Origin of the sequence: Lacticaseibacillus jixiensis (genome assembly GCF_042847315.1) — a bacterium.
Lineage (GTDB): Bacteria > Bacillota > Bacilli > Lactobacillales > Lactobacillaceae > Lacticaseibacillus > Lacticaseibacillus jixiensis.
In genome coordinates, this window is record NZ_BAAFPR010000014.1 from 1 (window position 1) to 21,371 (window position 21,371).

21 protein-coding genes are annotated in these 21,371 nt (G+C 53.4%); 9 read left to right on the plus strand and 12 right to left on the minus strand.

The window, feature by feature from the left end; translation table 11 throughout:
- Nucleotides 1–130: 130 nt before the first annotated feature.
- Nucleotides 131–958, minus strand: coding sequence for a hypothetical protein (locus tag ACGG90_RS09655; RefSeq protein WP_390408887.1), 828 nt, complete (start codon nucleotides 956–958; stop codon nucleotides 131–133).
- A gap of 738 nt (nucleotides 959–1,696) precedes the next feature.
- Here ACGG90_RS09655 and ACGG90_RS09660 point away from each other — a divergent pair.
- The 3 genes from ACGG90_RS09660 to ACGG90_RS09670 are packed head-to-tail and all read left to right on the plus strand — an operon-like array spanning nucleotide 1,697 to nucleotide 3,720.
- Nucleotides 1,697–2,803: an SPFH domain-containing protein gene (locus ACGG90_RS09660; RefSeq protein ID WP_390408890.1), complete on the plus strand. Its 1,107-nt coding sequence runs from the start codon at nucleotides 1,697–1,699 to the stop codon at nucleotides 2,801–2,803.
- Nucleotides 2,804–2,805: 2 nt separating this feature from the next.
- Nucleotides 2,806–3,060 (plus strand): TFIIB-type zinc finger domain-containing protein, encoded by a 255-nt coding sequence (locus ACGG90_RS09665; protein ID WP_390408893.1) that lies wholly within the window; start codon nucleotides 2,806–2,808, stop codon nucleotides 3,058–3,060.
- A 9-nt stretch (nucleotides 3,061–3,069) separates the two neighbouring features.
- Nucleotides 3,070–3,720 carry a heavy metal-binding domain-containing protein gene (locus ACGG90_RS09670; RefSeq protein ID WP_390408896.1) on the plus strand — a complete coding sequence of 217 codons (651 nt, stop codon included), beginning with the start codon at nucleotides 3,070–3,072 and terminating at the stop codon, nucleotides 3,718–3,720.
- Between the two features lie 97 nt (nucleotides 3,721–3,817).
- On the opposite strand, the gene ACGG90_RS09675 is transcribed toward ACGG90_RS09670, so the two are convergent.
- From ACGG90_RS09675 to ACGG90_RS09710, 8 genes are all read right to left on the minus strand, one after another.
- Nucleotides 3,818–4,567 (minus strand): serine hydrolase, encoded by a 750-nt coding sequence (locus tag ACGG90_RS09675; RefSeq protein WP_390408899.1) that lies wholly within the window; start codon nucleotides 4,565–4,567, stop codon nucleotides 3,818–3,820.
- The gene (locus ACGG90_RS09680; RefSeq protein WP_390408902.1) at nucleotides 4,560–5,609 is read right to left on the minus strand and encodes a dipeptide epimerase; all 1,050 of its coding nucleotides are present in this window, start codon (nucleotides 5,607–5,609) and stop codon (nucleotides 4,560–4,562) included. Before ACGG90_RS09680 ends, ACGG90_RS09675 begins: the two co-directional genes overlap by 8 nt.
- Nucleotides 5,606–6,610: a serine hydrolase domain-containing protein gene (locus tag ACGG90_RS09685; protein WP_390408905.1), complete on the minus strand. Its 1,005-nt coding sequence runs from the start codon at nucleotides 6,608–6,610 to the stop codon at nucleotides 5,606–5,608. Before ACGG90_RS09685 ends, ACGG90_RS09680 begins: the two co-directional genes overlap by 4 nt.
- Nucleotides 6,607–7,512, minus strand: a complete 906-nt coding sequence (gene murQ / locus ACGG90_RS09690; protein ID WP_390408908.1) for an N-acetylmuramic acid 6-phosphate etherase — start codon at nucleotides 7,510–7,512, stop codon at nucleotides 6,607–6,609. Before murQ ends, ACGG90_RS09685 begins: the two co-directional genes overlap by 4 nt.
- On the minus strand, nucleotides 7,505–8,377 hold the full coding sequence (locus tag ACGG90_RS09695; RefSeq protein ID WP_390408910.1) for a MurR/RpiR family transcriptional regulator: 873 nt from the start codon (nucleotides 8,375–8,377) through the stop codon (nucleotides 7,505–7,507). The genes murQ and ACGG90_RS09695 overlap by 8 nt, the downstream gene beginning before the upstream one ends.
- Before the next feature lie 3 nt (nucleotides 8,378–8,380).
- Entirely contained in the window at nucleotides 8,381–8,860 is a 480-nt protein-coding gene (locus tag ACGG90_RS09700) for a PTS system mannose/fructose/N-acetylgalactosamine-transporter subunit IIB (RefSeq protein WP_390408912.1), read from the minus strand.
- A 699-nt stretch (nucleotides 8,861–9,559) separates the two neighbouring features.
- Nucleotides 9,560–10,399, minus strand: coding sequence for a PTS system mannose/fructose/sorbose family transporter subunit IID (locus ACGG90_RS09705; protein WP_390408914.1), 840 nt, complete (start codon nucleotides 10,397–10,399; stop codon nucleotides 9,560–9,562).
- The gene (locus ACGG90_RS09710) at nucleotides 10,392–11,216 is read right to left on the minus strand and encodes a PTS mannose/fructose/sorbose/N-acetylgalactosamine transporter subunit IIC (RefSeq protein WP_390408917.1); all 825 of its coding nucleotides are present in this window, start codon (nucleotides 11,214–11,216) and stop codon (nucleotides 10,392–10,394) included. Before ACGG90_RS09710 ends, ACGG90_RS09705 begins: the two co-directional genes overlap by 8 nt.
- 1,079 nt (nucleotides 11,217–12,295) lie before the next feature.
- Between ACGG90_RS09710 and sstT the strand changes: the two genes are divergently transcribed.
- The 5 genes from sstT to ACGG90_RS09735 all read left to right on the plus strand — a co-directional run bounded on the left by sstT (nucleotide 12,296) and on the right by ACGG90_RS09735 (nucleotide 18,066).
- Complete coding sequence (gene sstT, locus ACGG90_RS09715) at nucleotides 12,296–13,546, plus strand: serine/threonine transporter SstT (protein WP_390408918.1); 1,251 nt, start codon at nucleotides 12,296–12,298, stop codon at nucleotides 13,544–13,546.
- Between the two features lie 31 nt (nucleotides 13,547–13,577).
- On the plus strand, nucleotides 13,578–14,393 hold the full coding sequence (locus ACGG90_RS09720; protein WP_390408920.1) for an IS1096 element passenger TnpR family protein: 816 nt from the start codon (nucleotides 13,578–13,580) through the stop codon (nucleotides 14,391–14,393).
- A 116-nt stretch (nucleotides 14,394–14,509) separates the two neighbouring features.
- Entirely contained in the window at nucleotides 14,510–15,391 is an 882-nt protein-coding gene (locus tag ACGG90_RS09725) for a hypothetical protein (RefSeq protein WP_390408923.1), read from the plus strand.
- 147 nt (nucleotides 15,392–15,538) lie between these two features.
- Nucleotides 15,539–17,119: an IS1096 element passenger TnpR family protein gene (locus tag ACGG90_RS09730; protein WP_390408925.1), complete on the plus strand. Its 1,581-nt coding sequence runs from the start codon at nucleotides 15,539–15,541 to the stop codon at nucleotides 17,117–17,119.
- 158 nt (nucleotides 17,120–17,277) lie between these two features.
- On the plus strand, nucleotides 17,278–18,066 hold the full coding sequence (locus tag ACGG90_RS09735; protein WP_390408928.1) for a Fic family protein: 789 nt from the start codon (nucleotides 17,278–17,280) through the stop codon (nucleotides 18,064–18,066).
- Between the two features lie 292 nt (nucleotides 18,067–18,358).
- Here the strand turns inward: ACGG90_RS09735 and ACGG90_RS09740 are convergent, their stop codons facing one another.
- From ACGG90_RS09740 to ACGG90_RS09750, 3 genes are all read right to left on the minus strand, one after another.
- Complete coding sequence (locus ACGG90_RS09740; RefSeq protein ID WP_390408931.1) at nucleotides 18,359–18,631, minus strand: type II toxin-antitoxin system RelB/DinJ family antitoxin; 273 nt, start codon at nucleotides 18,629–18,631, stop codon at nucleotides 18,359–18,361.
- A 51-nt stretch (nucleotides 18,632–18,682) separates the two neighbouring features.
- Nucleotides 18,683–19,513: a glycosyltransferase family 8 protein gene (locus tag ACGG90_RS09745; RefSeq protein ID WP_390408933.1), complete on the minus strand. Its 831-nt coding sequence runs from the start codon at nucleotides 19,511–19,513 to the stop codon at nucleotides 18,683–18,685.
- 107 nt (nucleotides 19,514–19,620) lie between these two features.
- The gene (locus ACGG90_RS09750) at nucleotides 19,621–20,043 is read right to left on the minus strand and encodes an OsmC family protein (RefSeq protein ID WP_390408936.1); all 423 of its coding nucleotides are present in this window, start codon (nucleotides 20,041–20,043) and stop codon (nucleotides 19,621–19,623) included.
- Between the two features lie 298 nt (nucleotides 20,044–20,341).
- Here ACGG90_RS09750 and ACGG90_RS09755 point away from each other — a divergent pair, with 298 nt between their 5' ends.
- Nucleotides 20,342–21,007, plus strand: a complete 666-nt coding sequence (locus ACGG90_RS09755) for a sugar transferase (RefSeq protein ID WP_390408938.1) — start codon at nucleotides 20,342–20,344, stop codon at nucleotides 21,005–21,007.
- Nucleotides 21,008–21,371: the final 364 nt, after the last annotated feature.

The following is a 21,371-nucleotide window of genomic DNA, read 5'->3' on the forward strand; positions in this document are numbered from 1 at the left end:
CGTCCAACTTGATACGAACAATCTCGGGTTGATCTTCGTCCATATAAATACCTCACCATTCTTATGATGAGGTCATGATACCGCTTGGCAATTGAGAGGGATAGGCGGTCTGTTATTAGGTGCTTACCTTTCACTCTCCACCCAACAAATAAGTCTCATCCACCCACTGCTGCCACCGCGCCAACTCCGCATCATCCAGCGGCGTGCCTTTGCCTGACAGCGGCAAGTTATGGGCTTGATCATACAAATAATCCTGCATGATTCCTTCCACTTGTTCTTGCACATAGGCTTGTGCATCATCGGCTTGTGAGGGCTCCCGTGGGCGTTGGGGCCGGCCGAAAATCGAGTTGACGACGACTGGCTTGGTTGGTTGGCGCAACAAGGTCAGCGGGGTGGTCAAAGCCATGATCGCGTCGCGGGTCTGCTCATTCATGAGCCGTTGCCGTTGTTGCAACAGAGAGAGATTGCGCTTTGGTGCGCCGCGATGTTGCCAGGCAAGCTTGTGGATGCGTTGTTGATACGCTGCCAATTCAAGCCCCAGCGGCCAGGTTTTGGTCGCGTCGGCGAAGTGTTCAGTCCATTTGGTGACGACTTTAGGATCGCCGATATAGCGTTTGAACCATTGCGCTTGCAACTGCAAGATCTTGTCGCGATTGGTGCGCAACAACGACGTGATTTGGCGCCGGTTTTGGGGATGGGTCAAGACGTGCACGGTTTCAGTATTGCCGCGCACAAGAATATCGGCGCCGTAGCGGATCGGTTGATTGGTGTCCACCATCTGCGGCGTCATCGCCAGCGCCAAGGTTTTAGTAGCCTGGTCATCCAGCCGCCGGCGCTTGTAAGCGACGGCAAACACGCGGACGAACAATACTTCCAGTGGTTGGACATGGCCGGATTCTGACACGATCAATAATGACTTGGGCCGGTCAATGATGGCACTGTAAAGTAGATTAGGCATATCAGTGGCCTCCTTTCTGGTTTTGTCTTAAGTATACGAGGCGTCGTGAAATCCTGCGAACTTTTGCCTTTGTAAATATTGTAAAAAGTTAGAAAAGCGCTTGCATTAGTTTCGAGATGGTGTTATCTTATACTTGCTCAACCGCATAGGGGAGAGGAGACGAACGAAGGCCAAGCTTGTCTGTACCCCGAACCCCCCAACAGGCCGATCTGGCACGAATGAGTTCTGCTCAGGAGTGTGGCCTGTTCCCCCAGAGCGCGCGCTATGAAGCCCGGTCACCTAGTCCACGGGCAATGCCAGGGAGTACCACGGGATCGTTCCACGACCACCTCAGCTGGAGTAGGCTTACGAAGGCTGGGTACTTAATTAAATATCAATTGGCAGGCAACAAGATCAGAAATAAATCGCCTGCTGCAACGAAAATCCACGATGGGTGAAGGCCTAATCGTGTATTCGTTGTGTCTAGAAGTTCCACTTAGCCGCGGCTCAGCAAATGATTGCTGAGTCGCGTTTTTTTGTGTGTTTGAGAAGTGGCACGCGCTGAACGCTTGCTGTGGCCTTACCGAGAACTTAGTGTTGGCCAATTTATGTCGATGATAAAATTTGCGCCATAATTATTGATTTCGCCGTGCTATCATGACACGGTACCGATTGACTAATTTTTTGCCATTAAGGACTATTCACCGCGAATTTCACATGCTATAATCTGGCAATAAGCTTGCACACAATTTAATTGAGGTGATCGAATTGGGACTTTTCAAAGCATTCGCTGGTGCGGTGAAAGGCACTTTCGCTGATCAGTGGAAAGAAGTGATCACTGCAGGCCCGTTTGATGAACTAACTGCTGTAGCGCCTGGCGTGATGATCTTGGCCAACAATGGCCGCGGCGTGAATCGGCGCGGGTCGGTGGGGGTGATCAGTGCCGGGTCGAAGATCTTTGTGCCAGAGCACACGGCGATGGTTATTTTTGATCAAGGCGGTATTGAAGAAGTCGTGGTTGCGCCTGGCGGTTATGTGTATGACAACGGCGAGGCGACAGTGTTTGATGACGGCGGCGTCGATACGCTGCTGGATTCGGTGGCTGATCGCTTCGAATTCGGCGGCCAGCCTAGTGAGCTTAAGCATGTGGCGTTTGTGAACTTGCGCGAGCTGCGCGGCATCAAGTTCGGCACCCGTGGGCCGATGCCTTATCATGACAAGTTCTATGATGTGGATCTGGAGGTGATGGCGTATGGCAAGTTCTCGCTGCGCATCGATGATCCAGCGAAGTTCGTGCGCAACTTCTTGCCGCCTAACGTGATCAGCTACAGCTTCGCAGATTTGGCGACGCGCGAGCAGGTGGTGGCGGAGTTCTTGCAGGATTTCAACGTCGCATTGAATGCGTTGTCCGAGCAGTTTCGTATTTCGCAGCTGCCGGCCCAAGGCGCAGCGCTGGCCAGTGTCTTGAAGCAGCAACAAGCCCAAGCCGGCAGCTGGTCGCAGCGCTTCGGCATGGTGGTGGAGTCAGTTGGAATCGAAAGCATTCAGTTTTCTGAAGCGTCGCGGGAATTGGTGCGGCAATACTCGGCCAAGCGGCTTGATGTGACGTCTTATGAAGGGGTGTCCAAACACGCAGCAGATATTGCAGCCCAACAGAAAATCGCAGCAGGCATTCAGCACAAGGGCTTAGGCGATGGCGCCGGGCTCTTGGTAGGGCTGAATGTGGCGTCGCAAATCACCGGACATCAGCAAGCGGACATCAGCGAACAAATCGCCTTGGTCACCAAGCTTAAGTCGCTGCTGGATGCAGGCATTCTGACAGCAGCAGAATTTGAAGCCAAGAAGCGCGAGATCATGGGGTTGTGAAGATGAAAGATTATAAGTGCCAGAATTGCGGGGCCAGCGACTTTATCCAAGTTGATGGCAAGCTGATTTGCAGCTATTGCGGCGCGGTTTATCAACCAGACACACCAATCCAGGCGCCCACGACCATTGCGTTAGCCGACGATGTGCAAGCCTTGCTGCAGAAAATGCGCGAAGATCCTGCCAATGCGCGGCGTTATGCGAATTTGGTGTTGGATCTTGACCCGACGAATACCGAGATTCTCAAGTATTTGCGATGAGGTGAAATCATGAAAACCAAAGATCTTGCCAGAGCCCACGACTTTGAACCCAGCATGCTCAACGACTATTTGCGCAACAACGATAATTTTGCCAAGACGTCCACGGCCTTAGGCGGGCTGCAAGTCCAAGACGGCGATGTCGACGCCATTGTCGCGGCATTCACGGCTTACCGAGAGGCGAAACTTGCGGCAGATCAAGCCAAGCGCGACGCTGAAGTCCAACAGCAGCGCCTGGCCCGCGAAGCTGAAGCCCAGCGCCAAATGGAGCTGGTTGACGCCGCCGCGCGCAAGAAGCGGGCCTTGGCGGAAATGCTGATCACGTCAGGGTTTAACTTTGACGGCTATACCGTGGTGAAGTACTCGGGGTATATTTCCGGTGATGACGCCATTGAAGTCGCCCGCGGTCGCGAAGGCATTTTCGCCAGAGCGACGCATGTGGGGGATGCGCTGATGGCTAATCTCACCGTGATCCGCAGAAATGCCTTGGCGGAGCTCAAAGAGCAGGCCTATGCGCTAGGGTGCAATGCGATCATCGGGGTGGATTTTGATTATTTGACGCTGGATCCGGAAACGGTTAGCACACAAGGTGCGACTGTGTATATGCCTTATGTGTTTGGCGTGACCGCCAATGGCAACGCGGTAGTGATCCAGAAGAATTGACGGGGCTTTTCAATTGCAGCTAATCGCAAAATGCTCACCTGACACAGGTAATTGATGTGTCAGGTGAGCATTTTGTGTATAGCGATAACGTCGTTCATCAACAAAGACTCGTGGCCACCAGGCGCCCAACCGCTTGCAAATACCGAATCGCCGCCGCGCGGTCAGTCTCATAATGCGTCAACACTACGCAATCGATCCAGTGTTCCCCATTGCTAAAGCGTGCCGCGTCGTGTTCATAATGGGCCAACTCGCCGGTTTTGTTATAAGTGGTCAGCACTGGGAACTCACCGCAGGCTGTGGCTAAACATAACTTGTGCTGCACAACTTGATGCCGCAATGCTGATTGCACCACTGCCCAATAGTCATCCGGTTTGAAGCACGCTGCCAACAATTGCGCACCCGCTTGTGCCGTCAAGGTATTCTGCGCCCCGGCTTGCATCAAGCGCCGGCCTAGCACTGCGCCTGGGTAGTGGCTTTGCAGCCAAGTGTTGATATTTGCCAAACCGAAACAATCGATCAAAGCGTTAGTGGCGGTGTTGTCTGATTGCATCAACATCAGCTGCAACAAGTCGCCGATGGTGTAAGTGTTGGTCGCCATAAAGCGCAGCACCCCCGCACCCCCGACGCGTTCTTCATCAGTGAGGGTCAGCTGCTGATTGAGTAAGGCCGAGTCTTTCAGCCAGCAGGCGTGGCCATATGCGGCGATGCCTAACTTGATCAAGCTGGCAGCAGGCCAAGCGGTGGTGGCGTTGTGCTGATAAATGACCCCATGTGCGTCGCTCACGAATAAGCAAACTTCAACTGAGGCGGGTAAGGTGGCGAGGGTGCGGTTTAACGCGTCATTCATGGGCGTTCACCGTCAACTTTGGGCCATCGATCGATAGGGCTGGTTGCTGATCGGCCACCATGTATACCGCATCCAAGTCGGTGAAGCGCACATTGTCATGGGCTGCGGCAAAAGCCACGGCAGGTGCTAGGCTTTGTGCTGGTTCGATCATGCTGCCCACCATGCATGGCACGCCATAAGCCGCACATGCGGCGTTAATTTTCTCGGCCACGCTGATGCCGCCGGTTTTCATCAACTTGATGTTGACGTAATCAGCGGCGTGCAGCGCCAGTATGCGCAGCGCGTCTTGATCAGAATAGACACTTTCATCAGCCATGATCGGCAGCAAATGCAGCGCCGTTAATTCCTGCAAGCCAGCGACGTTGGCTGCGGCGACAGGTTGTTCAACAAATTCGATGGGCAAATGCAGCGCGGCCAATTCCCGCAAGGCGCTGGCCGCTTCGGCAACTGTCCAGCCTTGATTGGCATCTAAGCGCAGCGAACCATTAGCAGGCAAGACTGCGGCGATTTGTTTGACTAATGCCAAGTCGTCGGCGAGTTTGTTGCCGCCGACTTTGATCTTTAACGCCGTGAAGCCTTGCGCAACATAAGCGCGCGCTTCTTGAAGCATTTGCGCTGGCGGCTTGATGCTGATGGTGAGATCTGTGGTGACTGTGGGCGCACTGGTGCCAAGCAATGTCGGCAGACTCACGCCGAATTGTTGCGCGCGCAGCTCATACAAGGCGAACTCCAAGGCGGCTTTGGCCGTCTGATTGCCATGCACGGCGTTGTGCAAGCGCGTTAAGGTCGCTTGCCAATCTCGTAAGTCACAACCGATCAAAGCCGGGATCAAGACGTCTTGTAATACGGCTTGCATGCTGGCGATGGTGTCGCCGGTGACGACTTCATTAGGCGTGCCGGCACCGATGCCGACGTGGCCATTTTGCGTGTGGATCTGCACCTGCACACTGCGCGCTGCTGTGACGGTATGCCGCGCCGTGGTAAAAGGGACCCTTAGCGGCAAGGCAACTGTTGAAGTGGTGATACTGGTGATTACTGTCATACTGTCCATTCGCTTTCACAATCAAAGAATTCTGTTAACAACTGCTTGCGCACCGCCAAGAACTCGCGCTTTTGGCGGGTGGGGTAGATGCGGTTGGTCAAGCACACAAAGCCGCGGTGCTGCTCAGCGTCAAAGGCGATCGACGTGCCGGTGAAGCCGGTGTGCCAATATTGCGCACCTTCACTGCGCCAGCGCCGCCAACCCAAGGTCCGCCCGTCAACGTTATATTGCGCCAATAAGTCGCGCATTTCATCTGAATAGGCGGGGTTTTGCGTCAAGGCACAAGCCGCCGCGGCAAAATGCGTCAAGTCGCCTAAGGTGCTGAATAACCCGGCGTGGCCGCTGACACCATTGAGCAAATAGGCTTTGTGGTCATGTACCGCGCCGCGCACGATGCCGCCGCGATCCGGCACTGATTCAGTCGGCACAAATTGACAAAGATCAATGCCTTGCGGTGCATATCCGCTGTCAGCCATCCCCAACGGCGCCAGCACATGGTCTTTGATGCTGGTGGCAAGCGCGCCGTCAATGGCTTGAATCACCCAGCCTAACAAGATGAAGTTCAAGTCAGAATATTCCATTTGACTGCCTGGGGCAAAGTGCGGCTGGGCGGCTTTAACGGCAGCTTTCAGTTGTTGCGCCGAAAGCTGGTGCACATTCGGCAAGTCTGCCGGCAAGCCGCTGCGGTGCAGCAGCAATTGGCCAATGGTCAATTCAGGCGTTGCCAGTCCTGCCACATATTGGCCCACTGGCTGGTTAAGGTCGAGTTTGCCGGCGACTAACAGCTGCAACAAGCGCGTGGTGGTGGCGACAACTTTGGTCAGCGAGGCCAGATCATAATGGGCATGGGCATCCAGCGGCAAGTGATCGGCGCCAGCGCCTTGAAAGCCTAAAATCGTTTGTTCATTGTGCGTGGGGCTGATCACACTATAAGATAAGCCGTACACTTTGCCGTCGCTGACCGCAAGGCGGGCGGTTTGCGCCATGGCTTGCGTGTTCATAATTGCGCCTGCCAGTCGCTTAAGACTTGGCTGATGACACCATGGTGCTGGGCCAGCAAGGCTTTGGCCTTGGCTTCATCTAAGCCGGTTTGCGCCATCACGATGGCGGTTGGGACCACGTTGTGGGCATGGGCCAAGGCGGCTTGGGCGACATTTTCGTCGACGCCGGTGGTGGCGGCGATGATGCGAATGGCGCGATCAACGAGTTTCTGGTTGGTCGGCAAGACGTCGACCATCAAGTTCTGGTAGACTTTGCCAGCTTTGATCATCACGCCGCTGGAAATGGTGTTGAGGATCATTTTCTGCGCGGAGCCGGCGCCCATGCGCGTGGAGCCGGTGACGACTTCTGGGCCGACCACCGCTTCAATGGGGATGTCAGCATATGCTGAAATGGCACTGCTGGAGACGCAAGACACGGCGATGCTTAACGCACCAACTTGATGCGCCGTTTGCAAAGCACCGATGACATAAGGCGTGCGGCCGGAAGCGGCGATGCCGATCACGATGTCATTTTGATTCAAGTTGAGCTTGGTCAAGTCTTGCTGCGCCAGGCTTGGGTCGTCTTCGGCCCCTTCAACAGCGGCATACATCGCCGATTGGCCGCCGGCGATCAAGCCGATGGCGCGATCTTGGGAAATGCCGTAAGTCGGCACCAATTCCACCGCGTCCAGCACCCCTAAGCGCCCGGAAGTGCCGGCGCCGCAATAAATCAAGCGCCCGCCTTGATTATAGCGGGCAGAGGCTTCGTCAATGGCGCGAGCGATGGCGGTTTTCTGCGTGGCGACGGCATCGGCGACGCGGTGGTCGGCAGCGTTGAAAATGTTCACAAGCTCTTCAGTCGGCACCGAATCGATGCGCATGCTGTTGGGATTGCGTTGTTCTGTAGGTAGATCTTTAATCATGGTCATTGTCCTCCGTGTTCTTCAATTGCCCAAGCAAAGCACTGGTTTCGCGATAATTCTGCTCCATATGCGGGATCTGGGCCTTGAATGCCCCTAAGAAAAGGAGGTTGCCGACGTACAGCTGGGCATACAGCGACGAAATCGCGCCGATACGCACCAGCTCTTCGGTGGTGGGCAAGCCTAAGGTATGATCGGCCAGCTTGGCCAAGGGACTGGACAAGTTGCGCGTCACGGCGATCAGCGTGGTGCCATTGGCCTTGGCTTGGCGCGCGGCGATCAATGGTTCAGCCGTCATGCCGCTATAAGAGTAGACGATCACCAAGTCACTGACGCGATTGGCAAAATACACATGCTCAATGGCCGCATGCGGATCTTCATCGTAAACCACTGAGCGCCCGGCGCGCAGCAGCTTGAGGTATAAGTCTTGGGCCGCCAATGCCGAAGCGCCTACGCCTAAGACAAACACCCGCCGCGCATGGCGCAAAGCGGCGATGCTGTCTGTGATGGCGTTGGCGTCCAGTTGCGTGGTCAACGCTTCAGTCGTGTTGTGATAAGTTTGGGTCAGCTTGGACATGATCGTCGCCAGCGCGTCATCCGGCTGCACCAGCGTGTTGAGCTGCGGTTTGGCACTAGGCGCTTGCGGCTGGCTGCGGGCTAAAGCAACCTTGAAAGCTTGCAGGCCCGGGTAATTAAGCGTCTTGACGAAACGGACGGTTGATGCGGCAGAGACTCCGGCGGCTTGGGCGATTTGGGAAGCCGTCTGCGCCAAAAAGCGCTCGGGATGCGTCAAGACGTAACGCGCGAGTGCTTTGTTGGCTGGGGTCAAGTGATTGAACTCAGCGTTGATTTCTTCGATTAGTCCCATGGGCTAATCCTTGATGAATGTCTCGATAGACGCGTTGGATTCGTTAGGCACCATTTGCGCGGTGATCTTGATGCCTTGTTTGATCAAGCGGTGGATGACGGCGATGTCGTCATCAGTCAAGGCGACAGATTGTTTGATGCGCTTAGAACCAGGCTTGGCAGAGATGTTGCCGACGTTGAAGGTGCTGATCGGCACGCCGCCGTCGATCAATGCGGCCATGTCAGGAATGTTTCTGGTGATGACAAAAACGTTGTCTGCGGCGTATTTGTCATTTTGCAAGTTGGTGATGGCTTTGGCGACGCTTGAAATCGCCAGCTTCTTGCCAGCAGGGCGGGCGATCTTTAGGCCGTCGATTTGCATTTGGTCGTGAACGACCGCGTCGTTGACGACCATGATGCGGTTGGCGCCCACGGTGTTGGTCCAAACAAAGGCGACTTGCCCGTGGATCATGCGTTCATCAACTCTTGCTGCTACGATTGTCATGATGGTTCCCCCTAATTGCGTGATTGATTTCTGCTTAGATTGATATTACTGATGTTCTTAAAGTGCCGGAAACGGTGACCGCAGGCGGCTGGGACTCCGGCCAAATGGCGTGGAACGTGGTGGGCGGCGGGCGAGCTAACTCGACAACTCCGCTGCGCTGCGCCTGTCGAGTGGATCTCGCCCGCGCGCCTTGTTCTAGGCGCCTTCGCGCTGCGCGCTGCGTTGCCAAGAACAACGACACCACTGACGCCATTTGGCCTCCGCCCCAGCCGCCCGCGGTCACCGTTTCCTCCGAATGGCGCTTCAGCGTACTGTGTCACCGATCGAACATTGAGCTGGAATAGTCTGAGCTATTGCTGTGATGCTCGATTGAAGGATGTGTCTGGTTGCGATGATGTTAATTAGACGCTGATCTGAGAACTAAGCTGCTGATACTGAAAGAGTAGGACTGGTGTAGCGAAGCACCGTTGGGCCAGCAAGTCGGTCAGGCCGTGAAACGTGTGGTGTCAGGTGAGACTCGCGTACTTTGCGAGGCTTACCCGACACCACACGCGGCAAGTTTAGAGACCCGCGTTGAGCAAAGCGATGCGGGGCTCTAAACTTAGGCGTAAAACGCGCGTATTTTGCGCGGTTGCAGCCGGCCGCACAGCCTGCGCCGACTTGCCGGCCCAACGGTGCGTAGCGGAGCCAGTCCGGCCGTTAGCCGAACAGTCCGCCGATCCAGCCGGCGATGCCTTGTAAGTTGCCCAGTACCATGCCAATGGCGATCAAGACGAAGATCAAGCGCGTGGAATTCATGTGCTTGCGGCCTAACAACCAATAAGAGAACATCGCAATGGCCAATGGAATCAAGCCTGGCATGATCTTATCGAGCATGTCTTGCACAGACATCGTGACTTTGCCGACTTTATAGGTCAACGCCACACTGTAAACCACAACTGATGGAATCATGCCGCCAACAACAGTTAAGCCTAAGATCGATGCGCCTTCAGTAAACAGCGACATACTATCGGCAAACGTCGTGGCCAATTTCTTACCTTGAGTCAAGCCGACATTGAAGAGCTTCCAGCGTGCCCAAGTAATGAAGAAGAAGCCAATGATTGGGATCAGCAAGCCGATCGCTTGCCCAGACAACGCCATATAAGCGGTGATGGAATAAATGATCGCGTTATAAATCGCCACGAACACCGTGTCGCCGACGCCGGCAAAAGGACCCATTAAGCCGGTTTTGAGCCCGGCAATGGCGGCTTCGTTTTCGTCGGTCATGCCTAATTCATCTTGCAACGCGATATCAGCGCCGATGATCAAGTGACTCATTTGCGGCGTGGTGTTGAAGAAGCCCATTTCAAGGTTCAAGGCTTTCTTCATTTTTTCTTTGTCGTTGCCGTACAGGCGCTTTAACGCAGGCATGACGGAATATGCGTAGCCTAGGCCTTGCATTTTCTCGTAGTTCCAGCCTAATTGCAGGCCTAACCAAGTGTGGACGAAGACTTGGCGGATATCTTTAGTGGTTAAATGCTTTAATTTCAAGTCAGTCATCGATTTCTACCTCCTCATCGTCATCACTGTTGCCACCGTCTGTTGGGGTGTTGTTATTATTGTTGTTACTGCTGTTTTTGCGATCCAACACGCCATACACGTGAATGGCGGCCAAGGCGATACCAACTAACGCGGTGCCTAACAGCGAGAACGTCTTGGCGAAATACGCCATCAACACGAAGCCCAAGATGAAGTATGGGAAGTAGCGCTTGATTGGTAAGTACCGCAGCAAGATCGCGATCCCCATCGCCGGTAAGATGGCGCCGGCAGTTTTCAAACCGTTCATCAGCCATTGCGGGATCCATTCGTTGATCGCTTTGACCACGGCAGAGCCGAAGTACAACCCGACAAAAGTTGGAATCGCCCGCGACAGCATCCATGGCAATATCCCTAGCAGGTTATCGCGCGAGACGCCTTTGTAGTCGCCGGCAGCTGCGTGCTTGTCGGCTTGGTGCTGGAAGAAGGTGTTGGTTAAACGGCCCAGGATATCCATTTGGGTCAACAACAAGCCAATTGGAATGGCCAAGCCGATGCCGTATGCGGCAGAGCGGTTAGCCATGATGGCAAACGCGGTACCCATCACAGAGCCGGATAAGAAATCCGGGATCGTCGCGCCGCCATAAGTCGCGACCCCCAAGGTGGTCAGCTGCAAGGTGGCGCCGACGGTTAGGCCGGTTTTCACGTCACCCATGACTAAGCCGGTGATCGTGCCGGCAAATACTGGCGAGTATAGACCAATCTTGCCAGACAGCGCATCCAGCTGCCCGACACCAACATATAAGGTCAGGAAAAGCAGAGTAATCCATGATATTGCCATGTGTTCTCGCACTCCTTTGCGAAATAATTATCAACTATACCAACACTGAAATCATATTTCCTTTTGGCTGATATTGCAACCAAAAATGTAATGTTATTTCACAATTTGCGATTTTTTTCGTGCGGTGGCGGCAGTGGCGGGGAATTTGCTGTAAGTGGACGTGAGAAATGCTGACAAAACGAGGGTGCCCGGAAACGGGATCTGGTGGCCGCATTGTGCTCCGGTCAGATGGCGTGGAACGGGGTGGGCGGCAGCAGAGCTAACTCGACAACTCCGCTTCGCTACGCTTGTCGAGTGGATCTCTGCTGCACGCCTTGTTCTAAGCGCCTGCGCGCGTTGCGCTTCGGTGCTAAGAACAACGACACCCCTGACGCCATCTGACCTCCGCACAATGTGGCCACCAGATCCCGTTTCCTCCTCATGTTGTTTCAGGCGCAATGCTGGTAAGCATACGATGAAGTGATGCGTGTCAGGCTATCTACTTATGTTGGCACATGATATAAAACTCGGTGAGAATTGTGGTGACAGCGACGAAGTTTTTATGAAATGACGTTTCATCGTCCGATTGCGTCAAAGCAACTGGTGTCGCGCCAAATTGTCAACTGTTTGAATAAAGGAGGACTGGTTTTGCGGAGCGTTGTGGGCCAGCGGGTTGGTCAGGCCGTGAAACGATCAGCAGTACAAGACAAGCGCACTTTGCTTGGCTTGCGCTGCTGATCGCGGCAAGAATCGAGACAGGCAAAGGTGAGCGCAGCGAACGCCTGGCTCGATTCTTAGGCGGAAAACACGCGCTCTTTGCGTGGTTGCAGCCGGCCGCACCGCCTGCGCCAACCCGCTGGCCCACGGCGCGCAGCGAAACCAGTCCGGCCCCACGCCACTAAGGATTAAATTGTGGCTAAGCGCAGCGTGGTTGCAGCCGGCCGCACTGCCTGCGCCAACCTGCTGGCCCGCGGCGCGCAGCAAAACCAGTCCGGCCCTTCCCAACTGAAGATTAAATTTTGATTAGGTGCAGCGGGTTTGGTCGTGTATAATATCGCTAGCGACTTATCCGCTCAATCTCTCACAAGGAAGCATCTGCCATGTTTAAACGATATCGTTCTATCAGCTTGATCTTACGCATCATCATCGGCCTCATTCTCGGCGCCCTGCTTGGCGTCTTAGTCCCGAAGTGGACTTTCATCGGTTTGTTTGGGGACTTGTTCATCGGTGCGCTTAAAGGCATTGCGCCGCTGTTGGTGTTCTTTTTGATCATGTCAGCCATTGCGCGCTATGAATCCGGCAGCAAGACGCATTTTGGCGCGGTCATCGAGTTGTATCTGTCCGCGACTTTTCTCTCGGCGGTGGCGGCGGTGATCGCCAGCTTCATTTTCAAAGTGCACCTGGTGTTTCCCCAAGGGGCCCAAGTGGCGCAGCACGCGCCTAAAGACCTGGGCTCGGTGATTCAAAGCTTGCTGGTGGGCGCGGTGACCAATCCGGTGCAGGCAATCACAGCAGGGAATTACTTGGCGATTTTGTTTTGGGCGCTGATGATCGGCGCGGCGTTGCAGCGCGCCAATGCGGCGACCAAAAGTGTCTTGCAAGATCTCACTGACGCGATCCAAAGCGTGGCGCAGTTGATCATTGAATTCGCGCCGGTAGGGATCGTGGGCTTGTTGTTCACCACCATCAGCCAAACCGGCTTCTCCGGCGTGTTGAAATACGGCCAGCTGGTCGCCTTGTTGGTGGGGACGATGGCGTTTGTCTACTTGATCGTGTATCCGGCGATGGTGTGGGCGATGACTGGGCAGAACCCATATCCTTTGACCTTGTGGACGCTGAAAGTTTCTGGGATCCCAGCGTTTTTCACGCGCAGCGGGGCGGTGAATATTCCCATTAATCTCAAAGCCTGCGCGGACTTGGGGTTGAATGAGAAGTCTTATGCGATTTCTATCCCCTTAGGCGGTTCGGCCAATTCCGGCGGCGCGGCGATCACGATTTCGATCATGACGCTGGCGGCGTGTTTCACCTTGGGCATTCAAGTGTCCTTCCCGCTGGCGCTGTTGTTGTGCTTCATGAGTGCGCTGGCGTCGACTGGCGTGTCTGGCATCGCTGGCGGCAGCTTGTTGATCATTCCCATGGCGGCCAGCTTGTTTGGCATATCCAATGACATCGCCATGCAAGTGGTTGGCATCGGCTTCATTATCGGCGTGATCCAAGACTCAGTGGAAACGGCGGTTAACTCCGCGTCTGACTTGTTGTTCACTGCCACGGCTGAATACCACGACTTGCGCAAAGCCGGCACGCCGGTGAAAATCACGACAGCGTTGAAGAAGGCCAAAGCCGTTGAGTAGGCGGGTGCTATACTGCAGGTGAGGTGAAACTATGGTAGAAGCATTGATCCTAAACATTACAATCGACCACCAGCCAGAATATGCGCGGCGCTTGGCGGTGCCGACAGAATCAGACTATGAACAATTAAGCACGATGATCCAGCTGGCTTTTGGCTGGGCAGAGAACTCGCAATGGGCATTTGCTTTGCCCAGTGACCCTAACGTTAAATATGTGCATTATGCCTATGACGGCAGTGACGACTTGGAACACGCGCAAGACGCTGGGATGACTGCGATTCGCGATGAGTTGGCAGATGCGTCGGTGCAGTACACTTGTGGGCAGCAGCAGTTGCGGGTGCATCAAATTGCCGTGCAAGACGTTGCGGTTGCGCCGGTGTGCTTGGCCATGCGCGGAGACGGCGCGACGCCGGCAAGCACAACCATCAGCGGCATCAATGCGGCGTTGAGCAGTTGGGCGGCAGGCGAGGTTTTCGGCGAATTGGCAGATGACTTCGATGATGACGGCAACTTCGCGGATATCCTGCCAGAAGCGCAACAAGCGCTGGTCTTGCAGTTCATGCAAGCGCCGGAACGTGAAGCACATGCTGAAGTGCCGGATGTGTTGATCGATTTGGACTTGACGGATCTCTTGCAGGCTAATGCCAAGCCGCTTGATCAATGGACGCAAGCCGATTGGCAAGCAGCAATCGATCAGCAGTTGGGCCAACAAGGCGATGCAGCGCCGATGACGGCGACTATTGATATCATGTTTGTGAATATGTTAAGTCATACTAAGCAGCTGCAGGTACCGGAGCAAGTCGTGCTGGAAATGATCAAGCAAGCAGCGAAGCATCAAATAGGTAGCTAAACATACTGTCTCCTGAAGAAGGGGACGGTTTTTTTATACTAATGTGATGAATTTGCCTTGTCGTGATAACGCTTAAATTGTATGATAGCTATAATCAAAATCTGGAGGATTGGCACATGGACTTAGGCAGTGTTGCAGATTGGCTGAATATGGTTGCCACATCTGCGTTGGCGGTAGTAGCCGTATACTTCTCACATCGGCAATTTAAGCAGCAGCGTGATTCAGAGTTGCGTGTGGTGCTCAAAAGTGTGGAAAGTGATGAGGATGGTCAGCGTTATTCAGGATATGAACTAGTGGCCATTAATAATAGTGAAGGTAATTCGGTGATCTTACAGAACACGACTTCACCACTGGTGACTGAAGTACGTGACGATATTTTCGGGAATAAGAAATGGTCCACTAGCGAAGTTGTCAAAGATGCAAGAGCTGACTATTTTCAGATGGATCGTGCAGTTGCGCCACAATCGACTGAGGTATTGTGGCGATTTGGCAGTATGCTGCGTGGTCGCATTCCCAAAAATTCCCATTCAGGTTCCACAGATGAAATGGACTGGTACTTCTACGATGCCGTGAGTCAGCGTCACTATCAAGTCGTGTTGCATGACAATCCTGCCGCGAAAAACTTGGTGGCGGATTTACATACCCAGAAGGATCCATTTGAAAAAGAGCAGTGGGGGCAGGAGTTAGACTGGGAGGCCCATCTGGCAAAGGATACCATCGAAGTACTTGTTGTCAACCGGTCGCACAGGTTATGTAAGGTGCGCACGGAGCCTTCTGATGGACAAGGTGATGGGATGCCACTGCCATATAATAAGAGAACGATAATGTGGAAAATTCCTAAGTCTGCAGCTGACAACAAGCCCCTTTACTGTTATGATTCAGCTCGATCACGCCATTATCAGGTTGTGATCCGGATGACAAAGCGCCGCAATGGCAATACTTATCCTGAGGCAAGATCTCGTTCGCAATTAGTACCGTTTGAAGAAGCTGCGGACTAGTCGGTTGTAACGTTGATAAAGAAGAATCGTTGACAGCAAAGGCACTCGACTGAGTGCCTTTGCTGTCAATGATTCTCACATAGCTGCTGCTGTCTTTGGTGCCTTGGCCCATGGTATACTAAAGCAAAATCTTTCTGGAGGCTGCTTATGGCAGAAGCCTTGATCATCAAAACCACGCTTTCACATTACAAACCCCTGACTTGGCGGCGCATAGCGGTGCCGCTTAACACCACTTATGAACAGCTGCATGCGATTTTGCAAATCGCGTATGGCTGGCAGAATCTGCAGCCTTTTGCTTTTGTGCCGGAAATCGCTTCGGATTTTTCGTATGTGCACTTCGATTATGCGGGTGAAGATCCTGAAGATGATGCGCATGACGACGCTGATTTGTATTTGTTGCGCGATGATTTAGCCGATGGCGCGGTGGATTATGTGTATGGCCAATGGCAGGTGCGCATTAACCAAGTGAAGATGGCTGAGCAACCGGTTGCGCCGCAGTGCTTGGCTGGCGCCGGGGCTGGTTTTGGCGAGTTGGACCAAGCTGCGGCACAGCCTTATTCGCGGCAAGGCATCAATGACGTGTTGGCGATTTGGGCGGCAGATCAAGAATTCACCGATCCTGATTCAGACGATGGCTTGGATCAAATGACCAAGGGGCTGGTGGCGGCATTAACCACAGACCAACAAGTCCTGATTGACGCTTTCTTGCAGTCCGACGAGCGCCAAGCCTTGACTCAAGTCAGTGATGTGAATGTGCAAATCGATTTGGTGGGCTTGTTGATTGCCAAGCATCAGCCAATCGAGCGCTGGACGGTCGCTGATTGGCAGCAAGCCGTTGAGGAACAAATCGATCCGCAAGTCGATGCTGATACGGTGCCGATGACTTTGGCCATGGATGCCCAGGTGGCGCGGATGCTTGCGCGCACTAACCACTTGCAGGCGCCGCTTGCTGAGGTGATGAAGCTGTTGTCTGATCGGCTGGATGAATTTGCCCCAGCTGATCCGGAAATTCCGGCGGTATATTACGCCTTCTACACCAGCAAGCAAGGCGAGCAGCTGACGCAGAAGCTGGGCCTTGAGGCGACAGTTGGCGCGCTGCGGGCGTTCTATGATGCTTGGGTGGCAGGTGATCACGGGCCGTTTGACAATTGGGAGGCCCAAGCGCTGCGCCAAAGCATTGCGGCGACGCAACCGGCTGATTATGAAGTTGACGAGGCTGCTTTTGCTGAGGCGCTGGCGGCTTTTGCCGAGTTCTTGCAGGCGGATATTTTGTCTGGCCAAGCTGCGCAAACAATCGTTGATACCGTCAAGTCAGCGCTGGCGGCGCGCGGGCAATTGCCGCATGTTGAAGCCGTGGGCAAGCGCCAGTGGTCCAAGCAAACCGCCGGCAAGGTGCATGAACAAGCCAAGCGCGACTTGGATCGGGTGTGGGACGTGGCCGGGTTTGCCGGCGCCCATGATGCGGTAATCCAATTGTCGCTTTCAGTGATCGATGACATTTATGCCAACGCTTTGCTTACGCCGCTGCATTGGACAGATGAGGCGTTGAGTGCCGCGTTGCGCAAACAACTGGCCAACACCACGGCGTCAGACCAAGCGGCAGTTGAAGGGCTGTTGTCGGTATATTTAAGCGATCGCGCCAAGCACACATCGCTTGCCCTTGAGCGCGCCAGAGCCTTGCAGGCGCTGATGCATGCGCAAGTCAGCAAGCTGAGTTTACAAGGCTGAAATATACCCCCCGGCATAATCCGACGCAGTTTTTCGCAAAGTGCATCCTACAACGGACTGGATTGCTGACCTCTTTCTCACTCATTGAAAAGTAACGGTAACCTGTAGTACTGTTGGTGTACACTGATGGCACTTGAAACGTTAGGGGGTATGAACTAATGGCTGGTACCGAATCTACAGATAACACTGCATTGGCAAGGTTTATTACTTCCTTAGGGAGCTTAAACGATTATGGCAGTAGTGTGTTGCAAACGAAGAAAGCGTTGGACACACATTCCACGAAACACCTTCGCCAGAATAACGACGATATTGCGATATTTAAAGATTCGCTGAAGGGTATTGATGCAATCAAGAAAGCTGGATTTTCAACCGACGGCATAATTGCAATCAACAAACAATTCGATTCGCCGTCAGATGAACAACCCTCAATGCCTGGGCACCTTCGAAATGCGTATTACAATGAAGATGACCGTATTGGAATTGTTATTGATAAAAAAAGTCACGAGTACTACACGCCCAAAGAAATCGTAACACGAGCTGATATTGATGAGATAGTTGAACAGTTTAATAACTCTGCCAAAACTGAACGAGATGCTTGGACGGTGTTTGCTGAATTAGCAAAACTCCAACCGTTTCAGGATGGAAATAAGCGGACGGCTTTAATCGCCGCTAACGCAGCATTGGGCGCTCTTGAAAGTGAGAATTATCTTGTTTTACCATTCAACGATTTGGACCGAGTTGACTTTACGGTTGGATCGATGAGGTACTACATTGCTTCTAATAAAGAAGAACGTACCGCCGCCTTGAATCGAATGCTGGATCTTTTACCCAGTGAGAACGAACGATTGAGAGAACTTTCGAAACCAATAGAAAGTGCCAATGAAGACGCAAAAACGATAAGACTCAAGCCACAGTTGCGACAAAGCGATTCCAGGCTGGATCGGTGATAAACACCGCTTTGCAAACTGCTACAGGCGTTGGTGCTGATGGACCAGCGCCTTTTTGCTGCCCTACTCATAGAGATGGCAGTGTTTATCGGGTGCTCGAAACGCATTCTGAAGCGACTTTAATCATGTCAGAAGCTCAAGCAACAAAAATGGCTTGACCCCAGTGGAATACCGGGAACAAGCCATGGTTGCTTAATGCAAAAGCGAATTTGGCTAACTTTTCTATTGCACTTCACAAGCTTCCTACAAGGAAAACTTGTACCAGGCGCTTTATCGTCTGAGGGGCGGCCAATTAGGCATCAGCGCTTTGTGTTTCTTGCAAGTCGTGGCCGCCTGCACTGTGGTGGATCACATGGCCTGCTTCAACGCGGGTCACAACGCGCTCAAGTGGAATCGGCCGGCTGGTCACTTCAAAAGGCAGCCCGTGATGGCGAATCACTTGCTTGGCAGCCATGTTCATGAATGTGGCAATATCGATGCCTAAAGCGTCCAGTTCGCTTAACAATTGTTTCTGTAATTTCGGATCCATGGCAATGCTGAGATTTGATTGCTTAGTTGCAGACATTTAAAAACTCCTTTTCTTAATGAGTTGGGTAACAGACGGTAGCAGATGGCGTTACGCTTGATAATACAGCGCCTGCAATGCTTGATGCGGGAAATCTGCGCGCCAAGGCTTCTTGCGCCCGCAGAAGTGTACCAGCACCGGCTGCTTGCGGACTGCTTGCAGCGTTTGCAAATCATAGCGCGTGGTGTCGCCTAACATGATGTTGGTTTGCGCGTTGTAGCGCGGGTGCAATTCTTGCCAACTGCTGTGCAAGATCGCATTGAGCGCGTCTTGGTCGTGGTATTTGCAGCGGTCGGCGAAGTCTTGGGCGTAAGTCAACACCTGCGTGGCGATTTGCGCATCGCGCCACTTATCGACATCGATAAGCAGCACCCCCGAGTTGAAATAGCGGGTATTGGGCACATGCGCCAAGTCCATCTGGGCAAAACGCCCCAAGTCGCCGCCATCAGCCACCGCACCGATCACGTTGTGGCCTAGATCAGTTTCATAGAGCGGCCGCAATGCGCCGACGTTGATCATATCCACATCCAAGTACAAGATGCGGTTCACCGGCAAGCTTGCCAACAGCTGATCAACATAGATGCGGTAATAGGCGGTATGGGGGATGCGATAACTGGTGGCAAGATTCTTGGGCAAGGCCATGTGCGGCGTCACCAGGTGCAAGGTGATTTGTGGAAGATTTGCGACGGCTTGTTTGAATATTTGCCGCCAGCGCCATGAGACGTGATCGCACACAATATACAGCGCTAAGGGTTCGTGGCGGTTGTGGGCGATGATGGTGTTAAGCAGCTTCAACGCTTGCAGGACCATTTGTTCATCGATCACAAACATCAAGTTGATCGGCGCTTGCGTCAAAGCGCGAAGGCGCGTCGGTTCTTGCATGAAAAATCGCTCCTATCATTATTTACTCGTGCCGGCAACTGATCTTTGCCATAATTTCAGTGTAACAAGTTGACGCAAGCGCTTGCAACTGATAGGGGTGGGTGCGCTTATGCTTGGGGGGTGAATTCATCGACCAATTCGATGGTGACATTGGCGCTTGGCCCAACGAGCTTGGCTACCGGGCAGCGGCGTTCAGCCAGTGCCAGCATCGCTTCAGCAGACTGGCGGTTGTGCTTTGGCAGGTGCACTTCTGCGTGTAAGAAGAATTGATAGCCTTCTGTGTCATGGGCCATGTCAACGCGCACGCGCACCGCCGCGTCGACAGGTTCATGGCGATTGGCTTCGTTGATACGCAAGGTGGCGTTTAAGCAAGTGGCCAAGGCCAAGCCAATCAATTGTTCCGGATTGGTCCCAGGTTCGTCAGTTAACGGCGATGAGACGCCTAAGCTTAAACCTTCAGGGCTTGAGACATAGCTGGTGCCAGGCAAGCCGGTTTCGTTTGCGACATAAGTGTGATATAAAGATTGCATTGTTTCTTCCTCCCGAGTCAAGATAGGGTCATTGTACACCGCTTTCAAGCTGCGGTGTCCTTGCGGCAGATACCCACAATTAATCACACAGAATAGCACTAGCAAGCGGTTGGTAACCGCTTGCTTAACAACTAATAAGAATAAAATTTATGCGATATGTTATTGCATAAGCCGGCTAAGGAATGGATACGTGATACTAATTCACGAATAATGAGGGTTTTGCGTTGATATTTGGTTAAGATTCCGTTAAACTAAGACTTGCGGCTTACTTAGCGCAAAACATAGTTCGGGGGGACTTATGTTGGAACAAACTACTCATGCACATCCACGGATCAAAGCAGCACCAGAACAGTTATCCGCAACATATTTAGCGACGAAGCGGCTTTTTGACATTATTGCCAGTGCTTGCGGCTTGATCTTGCTGGCGATTCCTTTTGCCATTATTGGTTTGATCATCAAGCTTGACGACCCGGCAGGCCCGGTATTTTATTCGCAAACGCGGGTGGGGCTCAATGGAAAGAAATTCCGCATGTGGAAGTTTCGTTCAATGATCGCAAACGCCGATAAGCTCGTCGACAAGCTGGTGGCCCAAAATGATGTCACCGGCGCCATGTTCAAGATCAAAGACGATCCGCGCATCACCAAGATCGGCCGCGTGATCCGCAAGTACAGCATCGACGAATTGCCGCAGCTGTTCAATGTCTTGGTGGGCGACATGAGCTTGGTGGGCCCGCGGCCGCCGTTGCCGCGCGAGCTTGCGACTTACACCGCGTATGATAAGCAGCGTTTAGCCGTGGTGCCTGGCGCAACCGGGTTGTGGCAGGTGTCAGGCCGCAGCGATGTGGGCTTTGACGAAATGGTGCAGTTGGATATTCAATACATCAACTCCGCGTGCATCAAGACAGACTTGGCGATTTTGCTTAAAACCTTCGTGATCGTCATTCGCCCAAACGGCGCATATTGATACATAGCCAGCCGGCTTTCGGAAATCGGGAGCCGGCTGATTTTACAGTTAGGCCGGGCCGGGTTTTGGCGCGGCGCGGGGTCAGCTAGGCGGCGCAGGCGGTGCGGCCGGCTTCAGCCGCGAAAAGCGCGGCTTACGCCTAAGTTTAGCGCCTCGCCTCGCTGTGCTCAGCACGAGTCGCTAAACTTGCCGCGATCAGCAAAGCGAGCCAAGCACAACTCGCTTGGCTCACTTTGCTGATCGGTTCACGGCCTGACCACCTGGCTGACCCCACACCACGCCAAAACCCGGCCCTGGTGAATTGGCAGATGCTAACAGAATTTCGCGTGCTTTGCCGCAAGACCCGCAGTCTGGACCCTAATGA